Source organism: Flectobacillus rivi (assembly GCF_030056655.1).
Lineage (GTDB): Bacteria > Bacteroidota > Bacteroidia > Cytophagales > Spirosomataceae > Flectobacillus > Flectobacillus rivi.
Window position 1 is genome coordinate 532,516 of the sequence record NZ_JASHIE010000001.1, and the last position, 24,811, is coordinate 557,326.

General features: G+C 36.4%; 22 protein-coding genes. 14 read left to right on the forward strand and 8 right to left on the reverse strand.

Annotated elements, in window-relative coordinates:
• The first annotated feature begins 48 nt into the window (after positions 1-48).
• The 6 genes from QM481_RS02025 to QM481_RS02050 all read left to right on the forward strand — a co-directional run bounded on the left by QM481_RS02025 (position 49) and on the right by QM481_RS02050 (position 4,683).
• The gene (locus QM481_RS02025; protein ID WP_283380462.1) at positions 49-1,074 is read left to right on the forward strand and encodes an AAA family ATPase; all 1,026 of its coding nucleotides are present in this window, start codon (positions 49-51) and stop codon (positions 1,072-1,074) included.
• Entirely contained in the window at positions 1,068-1,652 is a 585-nt protein-coding gene (locus tag QM481_RS02030; RefSeq protein ID WP_283380463.1) for a hypothetical protein, read from the forward strand. Before QM481_RS02025 ends, QM481_RS02030 begins: the two co-directional genes overlap by 7 nt.
• 10 nt (positions 1,653-1,662) lie before the next feature.
• Positions 1,663-2,622 carry a transketolase family protein gene (locus tag QM481_RS02035; protein ID WP_283380464.1) on the forward strand — a complete coding sequence of 320 codons (960 nt, stop codon included), beginning with the start codon at positions 1,663-1,665 and terminating at the stop codon, positions 2,620-2,622.
• Between the two features lie 152 nt (positions 2,623-2,774).
• Positions 2,775-3,320 carry an RNA polymerase sigma factor gene (locus QM481_RS02040; RefSeq protein WP_283380465.1) on the forward strand — a complete coding sequence of 182 codons (546 nt, stop codon included), beginning with the start codon at positions 2,775-2,777 and terminating at the stop codon, positions 3,318-3,320.
• A 352-nt stretch (positions 3,321-3,672) separates the two neighbouring features.
• On the forward strand, positions 3,673-4,125 hold the full coding sequence (locus QM481_RS02045; protein ID WP_283380466.1) for a hypothetical protein: 453 nt from the start codon (positions 3,673-3,675) through the stop codon (positions 4,123-4,125).
• Positions 4,126-4,182: 57 nt separating this feature from the next.
• Positions 4,183-4,683 (forward strand): Spy/CpxP family protein refolding chaperone, encoded by a 501-nt coding sequence (locus tag QM481_RS02050; RefSeq protein ID WP_205691017.1) that lies wholly within the window; start codon positions 4,183-4,185, stop codon positions 4,681-4,683.
• A 30-nt stretch (positions 4,684-4,713) separates the two neighbouring features.
• Here the strand turns inward: QM481_RS02050 and QM481_RS02055 are convergent, their stop codons facing one another.
• Together QM481_RS02055 and QM481_RS02060 are read right to left on the reverse strand one after the other, a co-directional pair.
• Positions 4,714-4,866, reverse strand: coding sequence for a hypothetical protein (locus tag QM481_RS02055; RefSeq protein ID WP_283380467.1), 153 nt, complete (start codon positions 4,864-4,866; stop codon positions 4,714-4,716).
• 470 nt (positions 4,867-5,336) lie between these two features.
• Entirely contained in the window at positions 5,337-5,723 is a 387-nt protein-coding gene (locus QM481_RS02060; protein ID WP_283380468.1) for a response regulator, read from the reverse strand.
• A 257-nt stretch (positions 5,724-5,980) separates the two neighbouring features.
• On the opposite strand from QM481_RS02060, the gene QM481_RS02065 reads away from it, so the two are divergent.
• Complete coding sequence (locus QM481_RS02065) at positions 5,981-6,181, forward strand: YtxH domain-containing protein (protein ID WP_095163449.1); 201 nt, start codon at positions 5,981-5,983, stop codon at positions 6,179-6,181.
• Positions 6,182-6,270: 89 nt separating this feature from the next.
• Here the strand turns inward: QM481_RS02065 and QM481_RS02070 are convergent, their stop codons facing one another.
• Positions 6,271-6,705: a response regulator gene (locus QM481_RS02070; protein WP_166553437.1), complete on the reverse strand. Its 435-nt coding sequence runs from the start codon at positions 6,703-6,705 to the stop codon at positions 6,271-6,273.
• Positions 6,702-8,102, reverse strand: a complete 1,401-nt coding sequence (locus QM481_RS02075) for a sensor histidine kinase (RefSeq protein WP_283380469.1) — start codon at positions 8,100-8,102, stop codon at positions 6,702-6,704. The genes QM481_RS02070 and QM481_RS02075 overlap by 4 nt, the downstream gene beginning before the upstream one ends.
• A gap of 239 nt (positions 8,103-8,341) precedes the next feature.
• Between QM481_RS02075 and rpoN the strand changes: the two genes are divergently transcribed.
• Positions 8,342-9,748: an RNA polymerase factor sigma-54 gene (gene rpoN, locus QM481_RS02080; protein ID WP_283380470.1), complete on the forward strand. Its 1,407-nt coding sequence runs from the start codon at positions 8,342-8,344 to the stop codon at positions 9,746-9,748.
• A 230-nt stretch (positions 9,749-9,978) separates the two neighbouring features.
• On the opposite strand, the gene QM481_RS02085 is transcribed toward rpoN, so the two are convergent.
• From QM481_RS02085 to porQ, 3 genes are all read right to left on the reverse strand, one after another.
• Positions 9,979-12,354, reverse strand: coding sequence for a ChbG/HpnK family deacetylase (locus QM481_RS02085; protein ID WP_283380471.1), 2,376 nt, complete (start codon positions 12,352-12,354; stop codon positions 9,979-9,981).
• A 120-nt stretch (positions 12,355-12,474) separates the two neighbouring features.
• Entirely contained in the window at positions 12,475-13,866 is a 1,392-nt protein-coding gene (hslU, locus tag QM481_RS02090; protein WP_095163529.1) for an ATP-dependent protease ATPase subunit HslU, read from the reverse strand.
• 153 nt (positions 13,867-14,019) lie between these two features.
• On the reverse strand, positions 14,020-15,048 hold the full coding sequence (gene porQ / locus QM481_RS02095; protein ID WP_283380472.1) for a type IX secretion system protein PorQ: 1,029 nt from the start codon (positions 15,046-15,048) through the stop codon (positions 14,020-14,022).
• 477 nt (positions 15,049-15,525) lie between these two features.
• Between porQ and QM481_RS02100 the strand changes: the two genes are divergently transcribed.
• The 5 genes from QM481_RS02100 to QM481_RS02120 all read left to right on the forward strand — a co-directional run bounded on the left by QM481_RS02100 (position 15,526) and on the right by QM481_RS02120 (position 23,381).
• Positions 15,526-17,082, forward strand: a complete 1,557-nt coding sequence (locus tag QM481_RS02100) for an acyl-CoA carboxylase subunit beta (RefSeq protein WP_166553432.1) — start codon at positions 15,526-15,528, stop codon at positions 17,080-17,082.
• 169 nt (positions 17,083-17,251) lie between these two features.
• The gene (locus tag QM481_RS02105) at positions 17,252-18,322 is read left to right on the forward strand and encodes a M42 family metallopeptidase (RefSeq protein ID WP_283380473.1); all 1,071 of its coding nucleotides are present in this window, start codon (positions 17,252-17,254) and stop codon (positions 18,320-18,322) included.
• Between the two features lie 270 nt (positions 18,323-18,592).
• Positions 18,593-19,999 carry a sigma-54-dependent transcriptional regulator gene (locus QM481_RS02110; RefSeq protein WP_283380474.1) on the forward strand — a complete coding sequence of 469 codons (1,407 nt, stop codon included), beginning with the start codon at positions 18,593-18,595 and terminating at the stop codon, positions 19,997-19,999.
• Positions 20,000-20,367: 368 nt separating this feature from the next.
• Entirely contained in the window at positions 20,368-21,921 is a 1,554-nt protein-coding gene (locus QM481_RS02115) for a sensor histidine kinase (RefSeq protein WP_283380475.1), read from the forward strand.
• A gap of 8 nt (positions 21,922-21,929) precedes the next feature.
• Positions 21,930-23,381 (forward strand): hybrid sensor histidine kinase/response regulator, encoded by a 1,452-nt coding sequence (locus tag QM481_RS02120; RefSeq protein WP_283380476.1) that lies wholly within the window; start codon positions 21,930-21,932, stop codon positions 23,379-23,381.
• A gap of 192 nt (positions 23,382-23,573) precedes the next feature.
• On the opposite strand, the gene QM481_RS02125 is transcribed toward QM481_RS02120, so the two are convergent.
• Positions 23,574-24,323: a DeoR/GlpR family DNA-binding transcription regulator gene (locus QM481_RS02125; protein ID WP_166553427.1), complete on the reverse strand. Its 750-nt coding sequence runs from the start codon at positions 24,321-24,323 to the stop codon at positions 23,574-23,576.
• 101 nt (positions 24,324-24,424) lie between these two features.
• Here QM481_RS02125 and QM481_RS02130 point away from each other — a divergent pair, with 101 nt between their 5' ends.
• Positions 24,425-24,811, forward strand: a complete 387-nt coding sequence (locus QM481_RS02130) for a VOC family protein (RefSeq protein ID WP_283380477.1) — start codon at positions 24,425-24,427, stop codon at positions 24,809-24,811.

The following is a 24,811-nucleotide window of genomic DNA, read 5'->3' on the forward strand; positions in this document are numbered from 1 at the left end:
AGTGAATGAGTGATTTACTCAATGACTGAATATTAAACTTTTATCACTTTGAAAATCAAAAAATTACATATCAAAAATTTTAAATCTATTGCAGATTTGGAGATTATTGAACCTAATCCATTTACGGTCTTTGTTGGCCCAAATGGGTCAGGGAAAAGTAATATTTTTGAGGCATTGGAGTTTTATCTTAAATATCGTGATGAAACTAATGGTATTGGTTTATTTGGTGGAGAAGACAATATATCGAAAATAGATAATCCTCGTATATTTTCTTTTGAAACAGATGACTGGAGTTTGAAAATTGACTCATTTGTGGAAAGAGCTTTTCTAGAATATCTTCACAACCTTTCAGATAAAGATTATGAAAAAAATCTTTTGTCGCTTCAAAGTGAAGAATTTGAACAGCTTTCTAATGACCACCAAATCAAGAAGATTATCTCTAAGAATAATTTTTATAAAAAACAATTTTCAAGACTATTCATCAAAAATAAGGATAAACAGAAAGTCAATTATTCTGATAATTTAACTTTATCCTTTTCTGCGGACAATCTTGAAAAAGTCTTAAAAAGGATATTAAAAGAAGAATCTAAAAAAGAAGAAATTCTTGATTGGTTAAGATTATTTATCCCTGAATTTGACGATGTTTTTATTGAATCTTCTGATTTAAGTAGAACAGATACTTTAATAGTGAAAGAAAGATTTTCACCAAAATATTTCACTAAAGAACTTATCTCCGACGGTACTTACAACATTCTCGCTCTTTTAACAGCCGTTTTTCAATCTGATGAACCTCAGTTTTTGTGTATCGAAGAACCTGAAAATGGACTTACTCCTGATGTTATTAAAGAGATGGTTAATTTTTTCAGAAATGCTTGTGAAGAAAAAGGTCATTATATATGGCTCAACACTCATTCGCAATCATTGGTGTCTCAGCTAAGTCCTGATGAAATCATCACGGTAAATAAAATCAAGGGTGAAACAAAAATAAAGCAGTTCAAAGGAGAAGATTTTAATGGTTTAAGTATGGATGAAGCATGGCTGACTAACACCTTAGGAGGTGGGTTACCATGGTAAACATTGGTTTTATTTGTGAAGGTTATACTGAGCTATTTATTTTAGAATCCAACATTTTTAAGGCTCTTCTGAATCAACTCGGACTTCATTCTGTTGGTGTAATCAATGTCCAAGGAAATGGTAATTTATTGCCCCATAATATTAAAAGTCATAGAGAAAATCTTTTTAAAAAAGGAGCCTCAGTTATTTTTATATTAACAGACCTTGACCAAGACCAATGTATTACTAAAACTCGATTGAGAATTACTGAATCTGAAAATCAAATTATTATCGTAGCTGTTAAGCAGATTGAGTCTTGGTTTCTATCAGATAATTCCGCAATGAATCAGATTTTTCACGGAAACTATTCTTTTGAATATCCTGAAAATGAAGATATTCCCTTTGATACTATCCGAAATAAATATTTGGAAAAGTTTAACAGAGGACTTGTAGGGAGAAATGAAAAGAAAAGACTCGCTCAAAAAATGATTAACTCAGGTTTCTCCATTGAAAATGCAGCTAACCATCCCAATTGCCCTAGTGCAAATTATTTTTTAACAAAACTAAAGCAATGTGCCTCGATAAAAGCAATCGAGTAAAAATAGGAAGATGAAAAAATACACATTCACAGAGAAAAAAGATACTCGCTCAGGTTTCGGAGCAGGTATGCAGGTGTTGGGACAAACCAACCCAAATGTAGTGGCACTTTGTGCTGACTTAATTGGCTCTCTTAAACTAGACGCTTTTATTAAAGAAAACCCTGAGCGCTTCTTCCAAACAGGTATCGCTGAGGCTAACATGGTAGGTATTGCAGCTGGTTTGACAATCGGTGGTAAAATTCCTTTCGCTACCACTTTTGCTAACTTCGGTACTGGTCGTGTTTATGACCAAATCCGTCAGTCAGTAGCCTATTCAAACAAAAACGTAAAAATTGCTTGTTCTCATGCAGGTTTGACGTTGGGTGAAGACGGTGCTACTCACCAAATTTTGGAAGATATCGGTTTGATGAAAATGCTTCCAGGCATGACTGTAATCAACCCATGTGACTTTAACCAAACTAAAGCTGCAACTATTGCTGTTGCCGAATATGAAGGTCCAGTTTACTTGCGTTTTGGTCGTCCAGTAGTACCAGTATTTACTCCTGCTGACCAAAAATTCGAAATTGGTAAGGCTTGGATGGTAAATGAAGGTACTGATGTGAGTATATTTGCTACAGGTCACTTAGTTTGGGAAGCTATCCAAGCAGGTGAAATTTTAGCTGAAAAAGGTATCAATGCTGAAATTATCAATATTCACACAATTAAACCTTTGGATGTTGAAGCTGTCTTAGCCTCTGTTAAAAAGACAGGTTGTGCAGTTTCGGCTGAAGAACATCAGGTAAATGGTGGCTTGGGCGATTCAATTGCTCAAGTGTTAGTACAACATCACTATGTACCTCTTGAATATGTAGGTGTGAACGACTCATTCGGTGAGTCTGGTACTCCTGCACAATTGATGGAAAAATACGGCTTAAATGCTACTAGCATCGTCGAAAAAGCACTCAAAGCTATCGAACGCAAAAATGCTTAATATTCTGAGATAATTCTCTTTTTTATCTTTCATAAAGAGACTATCTTAGTTGTTAACCCAATGAAGATAGTTTCTTTTTGAAAGAAATTGTTTACGTTTTCGTTAGTTGATAGACTTCTTCTTATCGACTTTCTAAACATTGAGAGAATTATATGAACGATCACGAGTTAATCGAAAAATTTAACCACCCAGACTCTCGAAATTATGCTTTCAATTTGTTGGTACGCAAATACCAACAAAAGGTATATTGGCATATCCGAAAAATGGTTATTGACCATGACGATGCCGATGACCTTACACAAGAATCCTTCATTAAGGCTTGGCGTGGCCTCGAAAACTTCAAAGGCGAATCACAACTCTACACTTGGCTTTATCGCATTGCTACCAACGAATGTTTGAATTTTTTGGCCAAGAAAAAACGTCGCTTCTTTCTTCCTATCAACGATATTACCGAAGAACTTTCTAACAAGATAGAATCAGCCGATTTGGTATCGGGCGAACAGATTCAACTTAAATTACAGAAAGCACTACTCACTCTTCCAGACAAACAGCGTTTGGTTTTCAACATGAAATATTTCGACGATATGAAATATGAAGATATCGCCGATATTACAGGCACGTCTGTGGGGGCGCTCAAGGCTTCTTATCATTTGGCTGTAAAAAAAATTGAACTGTATTTTGAAGAGCATGATAATTAAAATGTAACCTTCTCTATAATATTTGTAGAAAACTTGAAACAGTGCAATATCACTTATTTTTTTACTGAGCAAATGGGCAAAAGTAACATAATTTCACTCGTTATAAGCTCTAGGCTTTATGCCGTAGGCAAAAGTTAAAAAGTGTTTTCATGTAATTATAGAAGCTTTTTTTATCTAATGCCAAGGGCTTACTACCTAAAGCATATTAATGCGATTTTATTTTGCACTGATACTTAATTTTCAAACATTTTTTATCCTGTATTAAACCTTACAAAATTTGGCCTGTCAAAGAACCAAAATAGTAAGAACAATATTGAGGCCTCGATATTTATCCTTTACTAAATTTAATGCCATGGAATATTCATCCAATAAATTTGATCTTGATAAACTCCCTAAAGAAACTGTATTTCAAGTTCCTGATGGGTACTTTGAGGATTTGCCTATGCGAATTCAAGCACGAACTTCTGCCAAAACCAAAACGGTTCCCTTGGTAACATGGTCGGCAAGACGCACTTGGGCAAGCCTAGCTGCTTGTACACTCGTAGCGGTATTGGGGTATTTTACTTTAATGCCTCGTCAAGACTCAATTGGTGAAGAATCTCTCTCTGGTGTGAAAACAGAGGACATCGAAGGCTATTTAGTTCATCAAAACATTCATCAAGCTGATTATATCGAGCATATCGACGAAACAGAGGTTAGTGCTTCTACCAATATCGAAGATTCTGAGGTGTTAGATGAATTAAAATTATCATCTCAAGACATTATTCAAAGCATCGACACGCAAGATGTTGTCGAGGATATTTAAGTCTTTGGTGTTGCTGTATCTAAACAACAAATAGATTATTTAAAACTTACCAAAAACATGAAAAAGTTATTTGTTTTAATCGCATTATTAGGTTTCGCTGTGAGCTTTGCTGCAACTGCACAGGACGATCCGCAACAACGTGGTGGTAGAGAAAAAATAAAAGCCGCTCGCCTTGGACTTATTACCAATCGATTGAATTTGACAGAAGAACAAGCAAAAGCGTTCTGGCCAATTTTTAATGATTATGATACCAAAAGAGGTGAAATTCGTAAAAATGTTCGCCAAATTACCGCTGAGTCACGCAGTTTGACAACTAGCGATGATAAAATTGCAGCCAACTTGAAGGAAATTCTTAATCTCAGACAAAAAGAAGTTGACTTAGAAAAAGAATATCAAAGCAAATTCTTAAAAGTTTTGAATGTTCGTCAAGTATCTGAATTGTACAAAACAGAACAACTTTTCAATCAAATGTTGATGAAACGATTGAGAGGCGGAGAAGGTGACCCTCGTGAGCAAGGTGACCGTGGAGGAAAGCGTGAGCATTTTAAAAACAGATAATAGCAAAGCTATTCATTGAATCGTTGTATATTAAAAAAGCCCTTGAGCATCTTGTTCTAGGGCTTTTTTAATGGAAACGGCTTCACAAAAGCGAAGCCGTCCATTCAAATTACAATGTGTTTCACAAGTAGAAGGAGCATTTTTATCTATATACGCACGGAAATATACATGCGAAAACAACATTGAAAATGAATATTTTGAAAAACTTATACTATGCTAACAAAGCAAAGTTATCAAGTATGCTAGGGAAAAAGATCGGCTATATACTCTTACTTTAGAAGGGCGGAACAAAGTAAGATTTTTGAAACAATGATGCAAATATAGCCTTCAAACAGGAAATAAAGCCCAATAGCAGGTATTTTTAGCTCAACAACTATTCCTTTATGTCAAAAGGATTTAGTTGTAGCATAAACAGTTATTGACTTTTGTTAAGATTTTAAGTGTAGAATTCTCTCCCCTATTTTGTGGAAATTTTCTCACATCAATCATATCACTTCACATCTAGCGAAACACAATGACCTATAAAACAGACAATTAACTCAAAAAACATAAAATGGCACAATTTTGTCAATACATTTATTGTATTTATAATCCTTACTTTAATAAAAAAGGAGAGTCTAATGATTAGACTCTCCTTGCTTTTTATAGACATTCTAATGGATAGCGCATTCAATTGAGGCAAATGATAAAGGTTTTTCAATAAATTTGTCGACACCCAAACTAAAGGCCATATCTTTAATCTTCCCCAAAGCTGTAATCATCACAATCTGAGTTTCAGGAGAAATCCGTTTTATGTCGTGTATTTTATCGATACCATGTCCATCAGGTAAATTATTATCGAGAAACACCCATTTAGGCGACAGGTCGATTATTTTAGAAATACCTTCGCTTAAAGAATGAGCCTGAAAGGCTTCAATTCCTTTTTTATGTAAAAAAAGTTTTATGAGTAAACAAGTGTCTACTTCATCATCCACAATCAGGGCAAAAGGCTTCAAATTACCTGAGTTTTCTGACTGTAAAACATCAGTTGTTGTCAACATGCAAAAGCAATAAGGTTATAAGGGATAATAATGGGTTTAACTTGGCAAATCAATTGAGAGATGATTTATATATGTTTATATATCTAAACGTTTTCTCAGTCTATATAGTTAAGAAAAAAAATCATGCCAAGCTCCATGTCTAACCGCTTACTCAAATTTTAAGTCAATTTTAAGCTCTATTCGGTAACATTTAAGATATTGTGTGCGTTTAAAGTATATAAAACAAAAACGTCTCCAACTTATAAATCCTTTGTACCATGACAAAAAACACGAAAATCGCATTGAGCTTGTTCGCAGCAGCAGCAGCTGGAGCAGTGGTTGGTATGCTCTTAGCACCAGAAAAAGGAAAAGACTTGCGTAAAAAAATCAAGGATGGAACTGGCAATCTTACAGATGATTTGCTTTCAACATTGAAGACTGGCAAAGCCAAGTTGCAGGAAGTAACCAACAAAGCATAGTTAAATAGAGTGATAGATTTGATCGTCTTATCCTTACTCAAGAATCTTAAAAATTAAAGGCTCGCAATAAAATTGCGAGCCTTTAATTTTTATTGCGGTAATGAAGCAGTTACAAACCAGAATTGTTGTAGATTTTTAATAATTTCGAGCAGTCCTTCAAAAGAGGATGGTTTTGTAATAAAACTATTCGCTCCTAATTCATAGCAAGTTTTAATATCGCTAGGTGCATTGGAAGTACTCAAGACTACAATTGGAATCGCCTTAAAATTGCTATTGGAGCGCATTTCTTGAATAATTTCTCTTCCATCCTTCTTAGGCATATTCAAATCCAAAAGAATCAACGAAGGTTGCTTATATACATTGGCATCGGCATAAGCATTTTCATTATTCAAATACTGCATGAGTTCTAATCCATCTTGTACAAAAAATAATGGAATCGTAGAACCGCACTCCTCAAATGCTGCTTTAATCAAAAATCTATCATCTTCGTCATCATCGGCAATTAAGATTGGTAAGTGTTTCATTCTTCGTTGCGGTTATTTGGCAAATATATAGTAAATGTTGCACCATGATTTGGAACAGATTCGGCTTTGATATATCCGTTATGATTGGTCACAACACGTTTACAAACTGCTAGGCCAATTCCAGTACCTTCAAACTGACTTTTAGCGTGTAATCGTTGAAAAATCATAAAGATTTTGTCGGCGTACTCTTGTTCAAAACCAATCCCATTGTCTGAGATGGTTATTTCATGATAGGTTAAAAATGGTTTAACTTCTGGAATATTAAATATTTTGCTTCCCAGCAATAATCTATAACGGATAGTAATATGAGGTGCAATCCCGTTTTTACTAAACTTTAGCGCATTGCTAATCAGATTCAAAAATAGCTGATGTAGTTGAAAATTTACTCCTGAAATAGTTGGTAAATGATCGTATTCGATAATAGCATTTTTTTCGATAGTCAATATAGAAAGGTCCTTGAGCACGTCAGATAGTAGCACATCTAAGGATACTGTTTCTACATTTTGTGCATTTTTGTTGACCAACCTCGAAAAGGCTAACAAATCATTTATTAGGTTTTGTAATCGCTCAGAGCTTTTGGCAATTTTTTGAAGCGTAGATTTACCATCCTCATTCAATACTGCTCTTTGTCTTATCAATAACATATCACTAAAAGCCCTGATTTTACGCAATGGCTCCTGCATATCATGTGATGCCACGTAAGCAAACTGTTCTAATTCAGAATTGGAGCGTTTGAGTTCCTCAATTTTTCGTTCTAATTCATCTTGAAAAGTAATACGTTTGCGTAGTTCCGAAAAGATTAATCCAAAGCTAACCAACAGCAAAATCACTGTAAATAACGCAAATAAGAACATTTTGCGACTCATTTGATTGTCAGTTTGGTCTTTTTGCATACCACGAACCGACAACAATTGCTTTTGATAATTTTGGAAACTACTCAAATCACGCAGCATTTGATTGGCTTGGATTTGACTTTTTGAGACTGCAATCTCATCAACTTTCTCTTCAGCACGTGCATAACGAATACTACTATTTAGGATAGCAATATGTCTTCGAAAACCTCTTTTAAATGCTTCCAAGCGAAGTAATTGACTTTCATTATCTTTTACTCTTTGTTGCAAGGTTGTCAGCAATCTAATGATTTGTTCTTTACATGCAAAAATCAAGTTTAAGTATTGAGATTCATGCTTATAGACATACCCTTTATGCGAATTTTCAAGTTCTTTGACCGTGGCGCCTAATTGCTCCGCTTCATGCTGAATTACGTGCATACGCTCCACCGATCTTGCGTATTCGAGAGATTCACGTACCTCGTGGTAAGCCGAAAAAGAAAGCATACCCAGTAACACAATACTTCCCGCAAATAATATGACTACGTTTCGGAGAGAGTTATACATGAATAAAAGTAATGTGGTAAGTTTTCTACAGAATGTAGAGATTTCTCTATAATAACAAATTAGCTGTGATACAAACTTACAGGCTTTCGGAGATTTTTCATCAATATCTAAGCCTTTTTTTACGGTTTATTCCTATATGTCCGATATTCGTCGGAATTTCACTTTTTTTTTATATTTTTTTAAAATTCGGTGCTTTCTTTGAAATAACTATTACACACTGATATGTTATACATGAAAATATGCTGAACCTAACACAAAATACCAAACAACAACTTAAAATATCGTCTAAACAAATTCAATGGCTTAATTTTCTTCAATATTCTACACTCGAACTTCATACTAAAATAGAAGAGGTACTTACCGAAAACCCTTTGTTAGAACTAGAAGAAAAAACTAATAATGAATTTGATGATGATGTCTTAAACTCTTCTTCATTGTCGGAAAATTCCAATTTTAAAGATTGGGACGAAATCGACGAAGAAGGTAGTTCAAACTATAGTTTTACCGAAATAAATGCTGGTACATCTTTCGAGACGCTTCAACTTCGACAAGACACCTCGCTACTCGACGAAGTCTTAGAGCAAATTCATCATTTAAGTATTTCTCACAAACAAGCAGAAATTTGTCGATATATCATACATTCATTAGACGAACATGGCTTTTTACCTTACGAACCTGAAGATTTAGCTGACGACATATCTTTTGCTCATAATACCTTCGTAGAAGAATCTGAAGTAAATGATGCCATTCTACTTATTCAGCAACTAGAGCCACAAGGTTTAGCAAGCAAAAACCCTGCCTCATATTTATTTTTCCAGCTTAAAAACAATTTTTCTTCGCTTGCAGAAAAGTCAAAAGTGATAATTGCTCGATATTTTCAAGAATTTGCTAATAAGCAATTTGATAAAATCATGCGCGAGTTGGCACTGAGTGAAGAAGAATTACAGGCAGTACTGAAACTTATTTTATCGCTAAATGTGCATCCACTTCACGCCAAACCTCTTACGCATTCTTTACAAGAGTATGTCGTGCCCGACTATATTATTATTCAGGGAATGAATCAGTTAGAAGCAAGTTTGAATTCTAGTTCGCTCCCAAAAATCAAAATTAATGAGCCTGTTGCTAACAATCTTAAACAGCAATTTTCTAAAAATGCTTCTTCTTTTATTCAGCAAAAGGTTACCCAAGCTGAGTGGCTTATTCAGGCGATTGAGCAACGAGAAAAAACGATGCAGAAAGTCATTAAAACTATTCTTAGGTTACAAAAAGAATATTTTCAATCGGGAGATATTCAGTTGCTTAAGCCTATGATTTTGAAAGATGTTGCTCACATTATTGATATGGATATTGCAACCGTTTCGAGGGTTACAAGTGGAAAGTATGCGCAAACTCCTTTCGGGTTAATACATTTAAAGGATTTATTTTCGGAAGCTACACAAAAAGAGGATGGCAATTGGGTATCCAACAAATCTATTCAACAGGTGATAAAAGAAATAGTTACTAGCGAAAACGCTAAAGTTCCGCTCAGCGATTCCCAAATAACGGATATATTGAAAGAAAAAGGTTTCCCAACTGCCCGAAGAACAGTCGCTAAATACAGAGAACAATTAGGTATATTACCCGCTCAGTTACGGAAAATATTATGAGAATTAGGATTATACGAAGGATTTTAAAAAAGGTTCTTTCGGATATCGGATGTTGGATTTCGGAAGTGTAGGTTAGTGCGCAAAATAAAATTTAATTTGTGCTTTAGGCTTTCAGGTATCGGCTTTTGGCCGTGGGCCTTGGGAAAAAGTATGTCTTTAGTTGTTAAAAACATTTTAAAACTATTTGCCTAGTGACTTTTGCCTGGTGCCTAAAGCACACAACTTAAATTCTATTTCAATTTTTGTAATACTTCCTTATAGCTCACAAGATCTATTCCTTTTTTTACAACTGCTTCTCGTACTTCTTCGCTAGTAAAAATAGTCGTCACATCCTGACGTCCTTCCGCTACGTCTTCGTAACCAATGTGCGAAATAGCGCGTAATTCATGATTATCTAGTCCTGGGTGCTCTACAAATACATACGTTTTTCCATCTTCGAGTTTGTCAAACATTTCGATAAATGCTTTTATTTTTTGTTGTGTATTCAAGCCTCTTGCATCAAAACCTGTATAATTTATCTTATAATCCTGCGTCCCATCTGTATCAACCATAGGTAAATTATACTGTTTGGCTACTCGTTTTGCCATTTCTTTTACCTCTGGAGCAAAACCCAAACTAAACATGTGTCCTGAAACATGACTTAGTCTTGGGATATACTTCAAAGCCATTTTGATTTGAGCATGAAGCTCTTTTTCAATATCCTCCACTTTCCAATCTTGATCCATTACCGCTTGTTTAGGGTAATTTTTGTTATGAAAAAGCATGGGATAAAAATAACCATCGGCATTTTTGAGACTAGGACAATCCGTGAGCGGTCGCCATTTTACATTATCCCACTCGCTAGTAATAGCAAAGTGTAAACCGACATCGATATTTGGATTATCTTTCAACAATTTTACCGCTTCAGGAAACCAAGGCGATGGCACAATCACCTCAATAGAAGTTTCGATTCCGTTACGATATGATTGAATCAAAGCATCATTTCCTGAATGTGAATATCCCATATCGTCGCCACGAATGATTAATTTGGGAGCATTTGTACGAGAAACCGTCTGAATACCTTTGAATAGTGTTCGCTTTGTATTCTGATTAAAAATATTCTGAAAATCAACTGATACCTTATCTCCATCAAACTTGCAAACAATGGTTTCGGTATGTGGACTTTCGATATAGCGCAAAGTGAGGATTAAGGTATTATTATCTTGCCAAGTATAGCTTCCTGCAATCTTAAAAGCAGGCAAACCTGTTCGGTTAGCTTTTGCGCCAGCCACCAAATAAGGACCCCGCTTAGTAGTTTGGTCAAAAATCCATTTACCTGAACCAAACTTTAGTTCATGAGCTACTGTATCTGTTCCTATTTTTACAGCACAAGTACCATCCTGAAAATCAAATTTGATGTATTTAAAGCTTACATCGCCAGCGGTAATTGCAAAGGTTTTTCCTTGAATATTCGCCTGAATCGTAGAGTTGGCCTGTTGCTGTGGAATTGGTAAACTGAGGCTTTGAATCGTATTTTTCAACTTTGCATAAGCAGCTTTATTGGTAGGTACTTTTTGCGTTTTGAGTGCTGGTAAAAGATATTCCCAAACCAAATTAATTTCAGATTGCATATCTGGCGCTTCAGCTGTGATAATTACAACGGCATCTTGATCTGGCATAACAATGATAAATTGTCCATTGGCACCATCACCTCTAAAGGCATTATTTCGGCAACGCCACATTTGATAGCAATATCCCTGTAACCAATCGCTCGCATCCTTTTTATCTTGCGGTGCTGAAGGGTCTTGCATGATTTTCATGGTAGAAGCCTCCTCAACCCAAGCTTTTGGCAAAATTTGTTTGCCATTCCAAACACCTTTTTGAAGGAATAGTTGCCCAAATTTGGCCATATCCTCCGTCTTTAAACGCAAACCCCAACCACCTACATTGATACCTTGTGGGTCTACTTCCCAGTCGATTCCTTCTACGCCCAGTGGTTCAAACAAACGTGGCTTTAAATAGTCCAAAATCTTTTGACCCGTAACTTTCTGAACAATCGCCGATAGCATATAAGTTGCTGCCGAGTTATATAAAAACTTAGTACCTGGCTCGTTGACAATTTGTGTATTCAAAAATGCTTTGATCCAATTTTCATTCTTGCTCGCAATTTCAAAAGTCGGGTCAGTTTTATGTCCTACACTCATCGAAAGCAAATCTTTAACCTTCAATTGTTTTAAAAACTCGGAAGGTTGAGCAGGTGTTTCTTCTGGGAAAAATGAAATTACAGGGTCATTCACAGAAAGCTTTTTTTCACTTACTGCAAATCCTACGGCAGTCGCTGTAAAACTTTTACTAACCGAATACATGGTATGTTTCAAATCCGAACGATATGGAGCCCACCAAGCCTCTGAAATCACTTTGCCATGGCGCAATAACATGAAGCTATGAAACTCATGTTTGCTTTTACTAGCTGCTTCGATAAATTGATTGATGGCTTCGGAAGAAACGCCTTCGGCTTCGGGAGTGCTCCGAGGTAACGAGCGATTGGTCTGAGCAAAAAGTAAATTAATGCTCAAAAGACTTAAAGCTAAAACCTTTAAGCCTCTGGGTAATACATAGTTAAACATAAGATTTATAATTAGTATTTGTTTGGATAATAAAAAAGCCTGAAGCTTTTAGCAAATTTATTAATTTACATAAAAAAAGCCCTCTATTACTAGAGAGCTTTTTCATTATTCTAATACAATTTATAAAATAAACTGGCTTAAATCACGATTTTTCACCAATCCTCCTAAACGTTCTTTTACCAATTCCTTCGTCACAACAACCTTAGCATTTGGCGTAATTACATCAGGAATATCAAACATTAAATCATTAAGCAAATGTGACATAACTGTTTGTAAACGACGAGCACCAATATTTTCGACTTCGGTATTGACATTGTAGGCTATACTTGCAATTTCCTGAAGCGCATCGTCATTGAAAGATAATTCAACATTTTCAGAAGCTAGTAAAGCTTCATACTGTTTTGTCAATGCACCCTTTGGTTCTTTCAAGATTCTATAAAAATCCTCTTCTTTCAGACTTTGTAGTTCGACACGAATAGGAAAACGACCTTGTAACTCAGGAATCAAGTCACTTGGCTTCGACACATGGAAAGCTCCAGCAGCAATAAACAAAACGTGGTCGGTATTGATCACGCCATATTTGGTATTTACGGTCGAACCTTCCACAATCGGCAAAAGATCACGTTGCACACCTTCACGGCTTACATCTGGACCACCTCCGCCACTACGATTAGAGGCAATTTTATCAATTTCATCAATAAAAATAATCCCTAAATTTTCGGCTTTACGAATGGCTTCTTCCTTTACCTCGTCCATATCAATCAATTTTGAAGATTCTTCTTCCATCAAAATTTTGCGAGCTTCAGCTATCGTAAGTTTTCTTTTCTTTTGCTTTTTAGGAATCATTCCCCCTATCATCTCCTGAATATTCATCATGGACATCTCGTCAATTGGGCCACCCATTACACCGATATTGGGAGAGTTCGAGGCTTTCACATCAATTTCTATCTTACGATGCTCCAATTCGCCACGACGTAACTTTTCACGGAATAACTCTCTCGTTTTATGATTCAACTCCTCATCCGAAACAGGCATAGCATCTGGATTGGCCGCAGCTTCTGCTTTAGCTTTTTTCGAAACTTTTGGCATCGCCGGCACAAGTGCTTCCAAAATAATTTCTTCAACTGCTTCGGTAGCCTTATCTTTTACGGCTTCTTTCTTGGATAGTTGTACCAAATGCACCGAAGATTCGACTAAGTCTCTGACCATTGATTCAACATCACGACCGACATAGCCAACTTCAGTAAATTTAGAAGCTTCCACTTTGGTAAATGGCGCATCTGCTAATTTTGCCAAACGACGAGCAATTTCAGTTTTACCAACACCCGTCGAACCAATCATTAAAATATTATTAGGTGTAATCTCTTTTTGAATATCAGCAGGGGTATTCATTCTTCTCCAACGGTTACGTAAGGCAATCGCAACGTTTTTCTTTGCATCGTGCTGACCAATAATATGTTTGTCTAGCTCTTCTACAATCTGTTTTGGAGTTAATACATCTAAGTTTGTCATATTCATATTTTTCAATCGTGAGAATTACATCAGTAAGTATAAGGCAAACTCAAGTAATTCTAAGGTTTTCGTTAGGGAAATTAGTTAACGTATATTTTCGGTAAATTTATTGAATTCTTTGGGCGCAATCACAAGATTTCCCAAAGAGAAATATCATTTTACTATTTTTTTCAAGTCTAAAATCAATCCAAAACTATTGGCTGAAGCGCTAGCATGATAACCAGAATAGCTATAGGACAGTTCAAGATATTTTGTCTTGAAACGTAAACCAACCGAAAAGCCACCAAAATTTGAACCTTTTGTCAAACTTAATTCTCGGTTACGAAGGTGGTTATATCCGATGAGTGCTTGAAGATTTTTACTAAATAATAACTCTACCCCAAACACCAAATGTCGTGCTACTTGATCAACCACACCAGCTTTCTGGCTTATGATATTACCATTCAGGTCGGTAACTACCACGTTGGGGTTAGTGTAGGCTATGTCATATTTGTAAAGATGATGTGCCATCAACGAAAACTTGGCGGGCATATTTAGAGGTTTAAAATGCAACCCCATTTGTACATCCAAAGGCACTTGACTATCGCTGGTAGGAGAATAATCTTTGAGCACAAAACCAAAATTTTTGACGACCAAAGAATAAGAAAGTTCTTGGTTGGGATGTATAAAAATAGCGCCAATATCTGCCAATAAAGCTGTAGAATTATATTGTTCGATGGTAGAGCCCACCAGCTTGAGACTAGCACCAAAACGGATATTGCCTTGCTGTTGTGATGTTCCTAAACTAAGCGCAAAATCATTGGCTTTGAACTGTCCTTGTTGAATTCCAAGTGGGTCAGTTGTAACAAAATCACCATAGTCTAAATATTGTACACCTATACCCCAACTACGCCCGAATGCAGCAAAATTGCTCGTAGCCGAAAGCAATTTTGACTGTTGAAAATAAGGCATAAAGTTGAGAGAAATTTTACCTTTTTGAGAAGAATCGACAAGTGCAGGATTTTGGAAAAAGCCATTGACATCTTTCAGGTTATTCTGAATACCTCCCAAAGCAGCAACTGTGGGCGATGTTGGTATTTTCAAAAAGCTATAGGCCTGCGTGTCATTACTTTGGGCAAAAACATCTATCCCTATTCCTGTTAGTAATACGCTTAAGGTTATCTTCGTAATTGTTTGTAACATATACCCTCTAAACACGGCAAAGCTATTTTTTATTGTTCTATCAAAATGATGAAGCCAATCATCAAAAACCTCCTCCACTTACTTTATGAAGCACAAAGATAGGATTTCTCAATATAAGTAAATACGAGTTGTGAATTTTGCATGCGGAGTTATCCGCTGCTCCCAGAGCGCATTTAGTAAAGAGAGTACAACGCTACTAGTTTTTAAAATCTTATTCTTTTTTGGTAATTGAGTAACAGAAAAGATTCAATTACTATATATCTACGTCCTTCTTTGATGAGTATTCTGCTGATTCTTAGTACCGTTCAAATAACAGATATGCCTTTATGTAATAACTTTTTATGAGTTTTCTCAAAATAATTCAAAATTAAAACTTCAAAATATACAATTTTAAATAAACTATATCAATTTTACACGTTATCTAATTTCTGCCCTTTATATTTGACACAAATACAAAACAAATACCATAGGAATACCATGAAGGTAAAGACAAACCAAGAGAAATTTGAAATTTTAGAGCGTAAAAACGCCGAAGCTCTTTTAGGAGGTGGCGAAAAACGTATTGAAGCTCAACATAAAAAAGGCAAACTAACAGCTCGTGAGCGTATTGCTTTGTTGATGGACGAAGGTTCTTTTGAGGAAATTGGCAAATTTGTCATGCACCGTTGTAAAGACTTTGGTCTAGAAAAAGAATATTACCTAGGCGATGGCGTTGTAACGGGCTACGGTACTGTCAATGGTCGTTTGGTGTATGTTTTTGCTCAAGACTTTACCGTATTTGGTGGTGCGTTGTCAGAAACCTTTGCCGAAAAAATCTGCAAAATCATGGATTTAGCCATGAAGAGTGGCGCACCTGTAATTGGCTTAAACGACTCAGGAGGTGCACGTATTCAAGAAGGCGTAATGTCATTGGCAGGATATGCAGATATTTTCTACCGCAATACCCTTGCCTCAGGTGTAATTCCACAAATATCGGCAATCATGGGACCATGCGCTGGTGGCGCAGTATATTCGCCAGCTATCACAGACTTTATCATGATGGTCGAAAACACCTCATATATGTTTGTAACAGGACCTAACGTTGTTAAAACAGTTACACATGAGGTAGTTACATCTGAAGAACTTGGAGGCGCTTCAACGCATTCGACGAAGTCTGGGGTCACACACTTTTCATGCTCAAACGAAGTAAGCTGTATCAATGACATCAAACGATTGCTTTCTTATATTCCACAAAACTGTGAAGAAACAGCCCCTGCCCTAGCGTATGAATCTGCCAGCGAAATCAGAAAAGAATTAGATAAAATTATCCCTGAAAATCCCAATCAACCTTATGATATGAAGGAAGTTATCGACCATATTGTTGATAGCGATTCTTTCTTTGAGGTACACAAAAACTACGCAGAAAATATCGTAGTGGGATTTGCTCGTATTGCAGGTCGTAGCATTGGTATTGTTGCCAATCAACCAGCTGTCATGGCAGGTGTGTTAGATATTCAGGCAAGTATGAAAGCAGCTCGTTTTGTTCGTTTCTGTGACTGCTTCAATATTCCATTACTAGTACTTGAAGACGTCCCAGGCTTTATGCCAGGTACCAATCAGGAGTGGGGCGGAATTATTAATCATGGAGCAAAATTACTTTATGCTTTCTGCGAAGCTACAGTGCCACGTATCACTGTAATTACCCGTAAAGCTTATGGTGGTGCGTATGATGTAATGAACTCGAAACATATTGGTGCCGACATGAATTTTGCATGGCCAACCGCCGAAATCGCGGTAATGGGCGCTAAAGGTGCTGCCGAAATTATTTTCAAAAAGGAAATTGCAGTTGCCGAAAATCCAGAAGAAAAACTTCAAGAAAAAGTAGACGAATACACAGAGAAATTTGCTAACCCATATCGTGCTGCACACCGTGGCTATATTGACGAAGTAATTTTACCATCAGATACTCGTCAAAAATTGATTCGCTCATTCAAAATGTTGGAAAATAAAGTAGCGAATCTACCACGCAAAAAGCACGGAAATATTCCATTATAATCAGCATTGATGGTATTATTTTAGATTTAGAACCCCAAGGGCTTTTAAAACCTTTGGGGTTTTGTATTTTTGTGAAAAGCAGATTTTTTATTATTTCAAAAATTAATATCCTATTCTCGGTGTTATTTACTAAAAGGATATAATTACAACAATAGAACTCATTATTACAATGACAGAACAATCAAAAACCTTCCTCTACGAATATTTGAATAACGCTTCGCCCACTGGCTTTGAAGCTTCAGGTCAACAAATTTGGTTGGATTACCTAAAACCTTACATCGACGAAACCATCATTGACGTCTATGGCACTGCTGTTGGGGTGATTAATCCTGGACAGCCTTACAAAGTGGTAATTGAAGCACACGCCGATGAGATTTCTTGGTTTGTAAACTATATCGACGATAACGGTTATATTTTCGTTCGTCGCAATGGTGGTTCTGACGCTGTTATTGCTCCATCAATGCGTTGTAACCTACATACCAAAAAAGGCGTTGTAAAAGGGGTATTCGGGTATCCTGCTATCCACGTGCGTGACTTGGGTAAAGATAAAGCTCCAACTGTAAACGACATTTTTATCGACCTTGGCGCTGCTAATAAAAAAGAGGTAGAAGAAATGGGCGTTCACGTAGGTACTGTAGTTACTTTTGAAGATGGACTTACTGAACTCAATGACCGCTTTTATGTAGGTCGTGCACTCGACAACCGTGTGGGTGGTTTTATGATTGCAGAAGTTGCTCGTCTTTTGAAAGAAAACAACATTCAACTTCCTTACACTTTATACGTAGTAAATGCAGTCCAAGAAGAAATTGGTTTGCGTGGTGCTGAAATGATTGTTCGTCGTTTGAAACCAGATGTTGCTATCGTAACTGACGTAACACACGATACTCAATCGCCTATGTACAACAAAAAAGAACAAGGTGACTTGAAATGTGGTAAAGGTCCTGTGATTTGCTACGGACCAGCAGTACAAAACAACCTTCGTGACTTCATTATTGATGTTGCTACAGAAAAAGAAATAGCTATTCAACGTCAGGCTGTGTCTCGTTCTACGGGTACTGATACAGATTCGTTTGCTTATGCTACCGAAGGCGTTGCTTCAGCTTTGATTTCGCTTCCACTAAAATATATGCACACAACGGTCGAAACTGTACATAAAGACGATGTTCAGGCTGTTATCAACTTGATTTATGAATCATTGTTGGCATTGAAAGGAAACGAAGATTGGCGTTATATTAAATAGGAACACCCCAAGAATCATATCAATTATTCCCAGTAAGTGATATTTTTTCATTTACTGGGAATTTAATTTTATAACCTCTTTTTAGGGAAAAAATCAAAAATCAACTAACTTCGATTACTAAGTAAATCTACCTTTACCGTCACTGGGAATTGCTTTTACTTACTGTACTTCATAAATATTATGAAGTGCTAATACCTATCCATTTGGCTTTTATTATTACTATACTCAACCAACTATTATCCTTTACTAATAATTTAAACAAACTAAAGAATGCAAAAAATTCTTGTAATAGACGACGACACAGACATTTGTATGCTGTTGCGCCGCTTTCTTACAAAAAATGGCTATGAGGTCGCAATTTCAAAAAGTGGTAACGGTGGACTCGTTTTACTTGATGAGTTTCACCCTGATTTAGTCATGACCGACTTCCGATTAGGGGATATGACAGGAGCTACTATTTTACAGAAAATACATGAAAAAAAACCTCTACTTCCCGTACTTATAATAACTGGATACTCGGATATAAAAACGGCGGTAAACGTCATGAAGATGGGTGCTGTAGACTATATTACAAAACCTTTATTTCCTGATGAAATCTTGGTGACTATTCAAAACGCTTTACAAAAGGCAACCCAAACACCGAGTATATCACCCAACAAACCTAAAGCTAATAGCCCCAAAAAAGGCTTAGTACAAAAAGACCATATTGCTGGTTCGGGACAAGAGTCAAAAAACTTATTCAGACAGTTAGACCTTGTTGCTCCTACTAACTATAGCGTGATTATTTATGGAGAAAGTGGTTCGGGCAAAGAGTCAATCGCGCAAGAAATCCATGCGAGAAGCAAAAGAGCCAATGGTCCTTTTGTGGCGATGGACTGTGGTGCAATTTCTAAAGAATTAGCCGCCAGCGAATTATTTGGTCATGAAAAAGGCTCATTTACAGGTGCTATCAATCAAAAAATTGGTCACTTCGAAATGGCAAATGGCGGTACTCTATTTCTTGATGAGGTAGCTAACTTACCTTACGACGTTCAAGTATCGTTATTGCGTGTGGTGCAAGAAAGAACCTTGAGAAGAATCGGTGGAACAAAAGAAATTTCGGTAGATGTAAGAATTATTGTTGCCTCTAATGAAAGGCTTTTGGAGGCTAGCAGAAAAGGGAAATTCAGAGAAGATTTGTATCATCGCTTTAATGAATTTAGCATCGAAGTTCCTCCGCTTCGTCAGCGAAAATCAGATATTATGGAATTTGCTCATTTCTTTTTAGCGCAGACCAACGAAGAACTTGATAAAAACATTACCACCTTTGCGCCAGAGGTTGAAGCGGTTTTTAAAACCTACGGTTGGCCGGGTAATCTTCGCGAAATGCGTAATGTCATTAAAAGAGCTACGTTACTTTCTGAGAAGGATTATATAGAAGCCAAAAGTCTGCCCTTTGAGCTCATGAATCATGAACGACTCCTAGTTTTTGACACGCCTTTCGAGCAACGTGCTCCTGAAAGTAGTTATCAAGAACCAGCCCAGCATCTCAATCTGAAGTCTGTAGCCTCCGATGCCGAGTACGAAACAATTTTGCAGGTTTTGAAACAAGTTAACTACAATAAAAGCAAAGCAGCCAAACTATTAGGCATAGATAGAAAAACCCTTTACAACAAAATGAATAATTATAATATGTAAATAGTAGTGATGAATTTCGAGTGGTGACCCATGGATATAAATTACTATTTATCAAAACTTTACATATAAAACTAACACAATATCATTTTGTAATATTATGTTTTAGGCAATCGGTTATTGACATTTGACAATAGCTTAATGCCTCACAATTCTACATTAAAACTTATACTCTTCCAACTCAACATATATTTCAAATAAAACGTAAGTCAGAAACTTACAACATTACTTACAAAACCAAGACTAGGAATAGTTTTTTCTAAAAATACCATAGGTGGTTTCTAGAAAAAACATTATCACAAACAATACACTACTTTGTTTGTTCTTAGTTTGATGAGTAACTCCTTTCCAAAACTTAACATAGAACCCAAATGCCTTTATATCAACGAGACAATATACCTTTAGAAAAGTTTATCCAACTCATACCAGACTTGGTTTATATTCAGGAGTTTCCGTCCAAAAAAATTACTTTCATGAATCGAAAGTTTACGGATATTCTTGGTTATCAAAAAGAGGATTTGATTCAAAATGACTTTTCTCTAGATTTTGCCCTAAGTGAAAGCGAGTTAATGAAATGGGAGCTCAGGCTCGAAGAGTATAATAAAATCATCAATACGGGCGAACGCATTGAATACAATATTGAGGTAAAACATAAAAATGGGTCAAAGGTTATTTTGCGCCATAGAAGTATGGTTTTGAGAAGTCAAAGTCCCGAAGCCCAATTTGAAATACTTCATATTGCTGAAGATATTACGCAACTTCAAAAGCATAATGAGCTGATACTTCAACAAAGAAATCAACTCAATGAAGCTGAGAAAATTTTTAAATACGGTAGTTGGGAATGGTATGTTGGCGCTGACACTGTTCGTTGGTCAGACGGACTATATGATGTTTTTGGTTACGATGCCAAAGATTTTGAAGTCAAAGAGATGACTTATGGCTTTTATCAAAAACATATACCCGTTCATGAGCACGAATACACTAGAAGTATTTCTGAACAATCTGTTCAAGACAAAAAAAATTATTACGAACTAGAGCACTCGATTATTGATGCCAAGGGAGTTTTTAAATATTTGGCTGTAAAAGGAAAATGTTATTTAGATACACAGGGCAATGTCACAAAAGTGCTTGGAACATCTGCTGATATTACCCAAATAAAGAATTATGAGCTAGCCCTTGAAAAAAAGATTGAGGAGCTATTTCGTTCTAATCAAGATTTGGAGCAGTTTGCCTACATTGCCTCGCATGATTTGCAAGAGCCATTACGCAAAATTACTGCTTTTGCCAACAAGCTCATTGAGCGATGCGCAGATGGTCTGAACGAGGACGGTCGTTTTTTTGTAGATAGAATTTTGTATTCGAGCGATAGAATGAAAAGTCTGATTGATAATCTGTTGGCCTATTCTAGAATATCCCGTAACAATATTCCTCTCCCCTTTTCGGAGGTAAATCTGAACCAAATTGTTCAAAACGCGATAGGAGATTTGGAAATTGCTGTTGCCAAAAAGAATGCACAAATTACCGTAGATGACTTGCCTACTATTCAGGCTTTTCCATCTCAAATGCACCAATTATTTTTAAATCTCATTTCTAACGCCATCAAATTTGTAGACGAATCTACACAACCATTAGTAAATATAAAGGTAGAAGAAGCCTCTTTAGAAGAAATTCTTAGACTAAAACTCACAGAGACACAATACTGGAAAATCAGCATAAGTGATAATGGTATTGGCTTTGAGGACGAATACAAAGAAAAAATATTTACGATGTTCCATCGTGTACACGGCAACGCCGAATTTGAAGGAACTGGCTTAGGTTTGGCTATTTGTGCCAAAATTGTTGAAAACCATCAAGGGCACCTAAGCGCCCAAAGTACCCTACAACAAGGTTCCGTATTTACTCTATATTTACCTTTTAAACCTTAAACACTATTATGTTATCTCGCTCAAATATAAAACTACTACTGGTAGATGATGATGAAGACGATTATTTTCTCACTTGTGATTTCATAAAACAAATAGACGGTCAAAACATTGAGATAACCTGGGCTAAATCGTTTTCGATGGCCATTAGTAAACTTACCCAAGCCAAATTTGACATTTGTTTTTTTGATTTTAGACTAGGCGCCAAAACTGGTCTTGATTTGCTCAGAATTGTAAAAGAACACCGAATTCCGACCCCAATGGTCATGCTTACTGGAAAAGGGCATAAAGAAATTGATGAAGAAGCCATGAAGCTTGGGGCAATGGATTATCTCATCAAAGGCGAGTTGGATGCGGAGAAAATTGAAAGATGCATTCGATATTCTTTAGAACGTTCTCAAACTTTACAGACCTTACAAGAAAGCGAAGCCCAATACAAAAGTATTTTCGACAATATCCAGCAAGCAATTGTGCTTACAAGCCCTATCGATGGTAGCTTTCTGTATTTCAATCCAGAGGTATCGGCACTTACTGGATATAGCTCTGAAGAGCTTCGTAATATGACAACAATCAGTCTGTTTGGTAGTACCACTAGTCGGCAAAACTTTGCTACGCAGTTGGCGCAATTTGGGCGATTAGATAATTACGAAACGTGGCTAACGACGAAATCGGGCGAAAAGAAACTTTGTCAGATTAATGCCTTCAAAAGAACTGATAGCAATGGTCAGGAACATTTTTTAGGAGTTGTACGTGATATTACTAATTTAAGAAAAGCAGAAAAAGAACATGTTATTTCTGAAAAAGTAGCAGCTACTGGTCGCCTTATTCGTACCCTCGCGCATGAAGTCCGCAACCCTCTGACCAATATCAACCTTTCCTTAGATCAATTGGCTTCAGAGCTTCAGGATGAGGAACTACACTTTTTCTTAGAAATCATACAGCGCAATAGCAAACGAATTGGTGACTTAATTTCAGAATTACTTAATTCGTATCGCCCAGCAGCGATTTCGCTAAATCCATATTCGGGTTGTTTGATTATTGAAGAAAGTATTCAGCAAGCAATTGACCGATTAAACCTAAAGAATATTCAGCTTTGTAAAGATTTATCGGTGGATGCTCTATTGCAAATTGATGCCGAACAAATAAAAATAGCTTTATTAAATATCGTTATTAATGCCATTGAGGCTATGGAAACAGGGAAAGGAATCCTTGAGGTAAAGTCTGCTATTAAAGGATCTTCGTATCTAATTAGTATCAAAGACAACGGTATGGGAATGTCAGTCGAACAGATAGACCGCTTGTTTGAGCCTTATTTTACTTCCAAGTCAAATGGTTTTGGCTTAGGTCTCTCAGCGACTCTTAATATTATCCAATCTCACAAAGGGAGTATCGAGGTGGAGTCTACGCTTGGCGAAGGTAGTCTTTTTATCATTAGCCTCCCTATTCACAACCAAGCAGCCTAATTATCTCTTTATCGGTATTAAAAGAAAAAAGGTGAGAATTATCATTCTCACCTTTCTGAACTATACCTAACCACTATTATATTTAATTCTATTATTGAAATATTCGTGCCAATTGCTATTCTGCGTGTTTTCCCTAGCTAAGTAGATTATATTCCACAGTTTTATGTAGAAAAATTTCTACACTTTCCCCAGTTATTGAATTACAATATCATGTTTCTGATAATCTTTTAATAAAGCTTCATCGATACAATCGTCCGTTAGCATCACATCCAATTCATCCAAGGTACACACGACGTAGCTTTCAGCAGTATTTACTTTTGAGGCCGTTACAAGGGCAACAACCTTTTGAGAAATATCCACCATTTTGCGCTTTACTTGGTTTTCTCCCCAATCTTGAATCGTTACACCTATATTGTGATGAATCCCACAAACCCCTAAAATACATATATCTGCACGAATTTTTTGAAGCATCTCTATCACCTCAGCCCCATAAGTGTTTTGGGCATCTTTGAATACTTTTCCCCCCAAAAAGAAAAGCTGGATAGAGGGATGTTCACACAAAATCTGAGCAATCTGTAGACTATTCGTAAAAACTGTTGCCTTCAAATCGGGAGACATCATACGAGCCACCTCCATATTGGTAGAGCCATTATCTAATAAAATTACTTGCCCGTCATGAAAATAAGCTTGTGTTTTTTGTGCCAAAACCATTTTTTCTTCATGAGCCACTTTGATTCTTTCCTTCAATTTGTAGGGATGCGCCGACCTAGGAACAGCACCACCGTGCACTTTTTTGAGTAATCCATTTTCGGCCAACTCATTCAAATCACGTCGGATGGTATCGTCTGAAACATTAAGAATCTCGGATAGCTCTACTGACGAAACCCTTTGATTGGTTTCCAACATTTTGAGAATAATTTGAAGGCGTTCTTCCCTTAGCATAAATTCGTTTTATTTCGGTTTTATTCACAAATTTAATAAAAAACATTTTGATTTTTACGTTTTTATTCGGAAAATTGCATCATCAACTAAATTTTCACACTATGATTATTGAGCATATTGCTATTTGGACAAGCGACTTGGAACAGATGAAATCCTTCTATATGCGCTATTTTGGGGCAAAATGTAATACAAAATACCATAATCCAGCAAAGGAATTTGAGTCTTACTTTTTAAGTTTTGCATCTGGTGCAAGAATAGAATTAATGCAAAAACCGCAAATTCCCGAAAGAGAAAACCCTAAAACCGAAACATTAGGAATTACTCACTTTGCATTTGCGTTGGGCAGTGAACAAAAAGTTGATGAACTTACCGAATTGATGAGAAAAGAAGGCATTCAAATCGTGGGCGAACCTCGTCGTACAGGAGATGGCTATTACGAAAGTGTAGTTTTAGACCCCGAAAACAACAGAATTGAGCTAGTAGCCTGA

Excerpts from the sequence above, each read along its gene's own strand:
- QM481_RS02030 (WP_283380463.1), top strand. The coding sequence starts at position 1,068 with ATGGTAAACATTGGTTTTATTTGTGAAGGTTATACTGAGCTATTTATT.
- QM481_RS02035 (WP_283380464.1), top strand. The coding sequence starts at position 1,663 with ATGAAAAAATACACATTCACAGAGAAAAAAGATACTCGCTCAGGTTTC.
- QM481_RS02040 (WP_283380465.1), top strand. The coding sequence starts at position 2,775 with ATGAACGATCACGAGTTAATCGAAAAATTTAACCACCCAGACTCTCGA.
- QM481_RS02045 (WP_283380466.1), top strand. The coding sequence starts at position 3,673 with ATGGAATATTCATCCAATAAATTTGATCTTGATAAACTCCCTAAAGAA.
- QM481_RS02050 (WP_205691017.1), top strand. The coding sequence starts at position 4,183 with ATGAAAAAGTTATTTGTTTTAATCGCATTATTAGGTTTCGCTGTGAGC.
- QM481_RS02055 (WP_283380467.1), bottom strand. The coding sequence starts at position 4,866 with ATGTTGTTTTCGCATGTATATTTCCGTGCGTATATAGATAAAAATGCT.
- QM481_RS02060 (WP_283380468.1), bottom strand. The coding sequence starts at position 5,723 with ATGTTGACAACAACTGATGTTTTACAGTCAGAAAACTCAGGTAATTTG.
- QM481_RS02065 (WP_095163449.1), top strand. The coding sequence starts at position 5,981 with ATGACAAAAAACACGAAAATCGCATTGAGCTTGTTCGCAGCAGCAGCA.
- QM481_RS02070 (WP_166553437.1), bottom strand. The coding sequence starts at position 6,705 with ATGAAACACTTACCAATCTTAATTGCCGATGATGACGAAGATGATAGA.
- QM481_RS02075 (WP_283380469.1), bottom strand. The coding sequence starts at position 8,102 with ATGTATAACTCTCTCCGAAACGTAGTCATATTATTTGCGGGAAGTATT.
- rpoN (WP_283380470.1), top strand. The coding sequence starts at position 8,342 with ATGCTGAACCTAACACAAAATACCAAACAACAACTTAAAATATCGTCT.
- QM481_RS02085 (WP_283380471.1), bottom strand. The coding sequence starts at position 12,354 with ATGTTTAACTATGTATTACCCAGAGGCTTAAAGGTTTTAGCTTTAAGT.
- hslU (WP_095163529.1), bottom strand. The coding sequence starts at position 13,866 with ATGACAAACTTAGATGTATTAACTCCAAAACAGATTGTAGAAGAGCTA.
- porQ (WP_283380472.1), bottom strand. The coding sequence starts at position 15,048 with ATGTTACAAACAATTACGAAGATAACCTTAAGCGTATTACTAACAGGA.
- QM481_RS02100 (WP_166553432.1), top strand. The coding sequence starts at position 15,526 with ATGAAGGTAAAGACAAACCAAGAGAAATTTGAAATTTTAGAGCGTAAA.
- QM481_RS02105 (WP_283380473.1), top strand. The coding sequence starts at position 17,252 with ATGACAGAACAATCAAAAACCTTCCTCTACGAATATTTGAATAACGCT.
- QM481_RS02110 (WP_283380474.1), top strand. The coding sequence starts at position 18,593 with ATGCAAAAAATTCTTGTAATAGACGACGACACAGACATTTGTATGCTG.
- QM481_RS02115 (WP_283380475.1), top strand. The coding sequence starts at position 20,368 with ATGCCTTTATATCAACGAGACAATATACCTTTAGAAAAGTTTATCCAA.
- QM481_RS02120 (WP_283380476.1), top strand. The coding sequence starts at position 21,930 with ATGTTATCTCGCTCAAATATAAAACTACTACTGGTAGATGATGATGAA.
- QM481_RS02125 (WP_166553427.1), bottom strand. The coding sequence starts at position 24,323 with ATGCTAAGGGAAGAACGCCTTCAAATTATTCTCAAAATGTTGGAAACC.
- QM481_RS02130 (WP_283380477.1), top strand. The coding sequence starts at position 24,425 with ATGATTATTGAGCATATTGCTATTTGGACAAGCGACTTGGAACAGATG.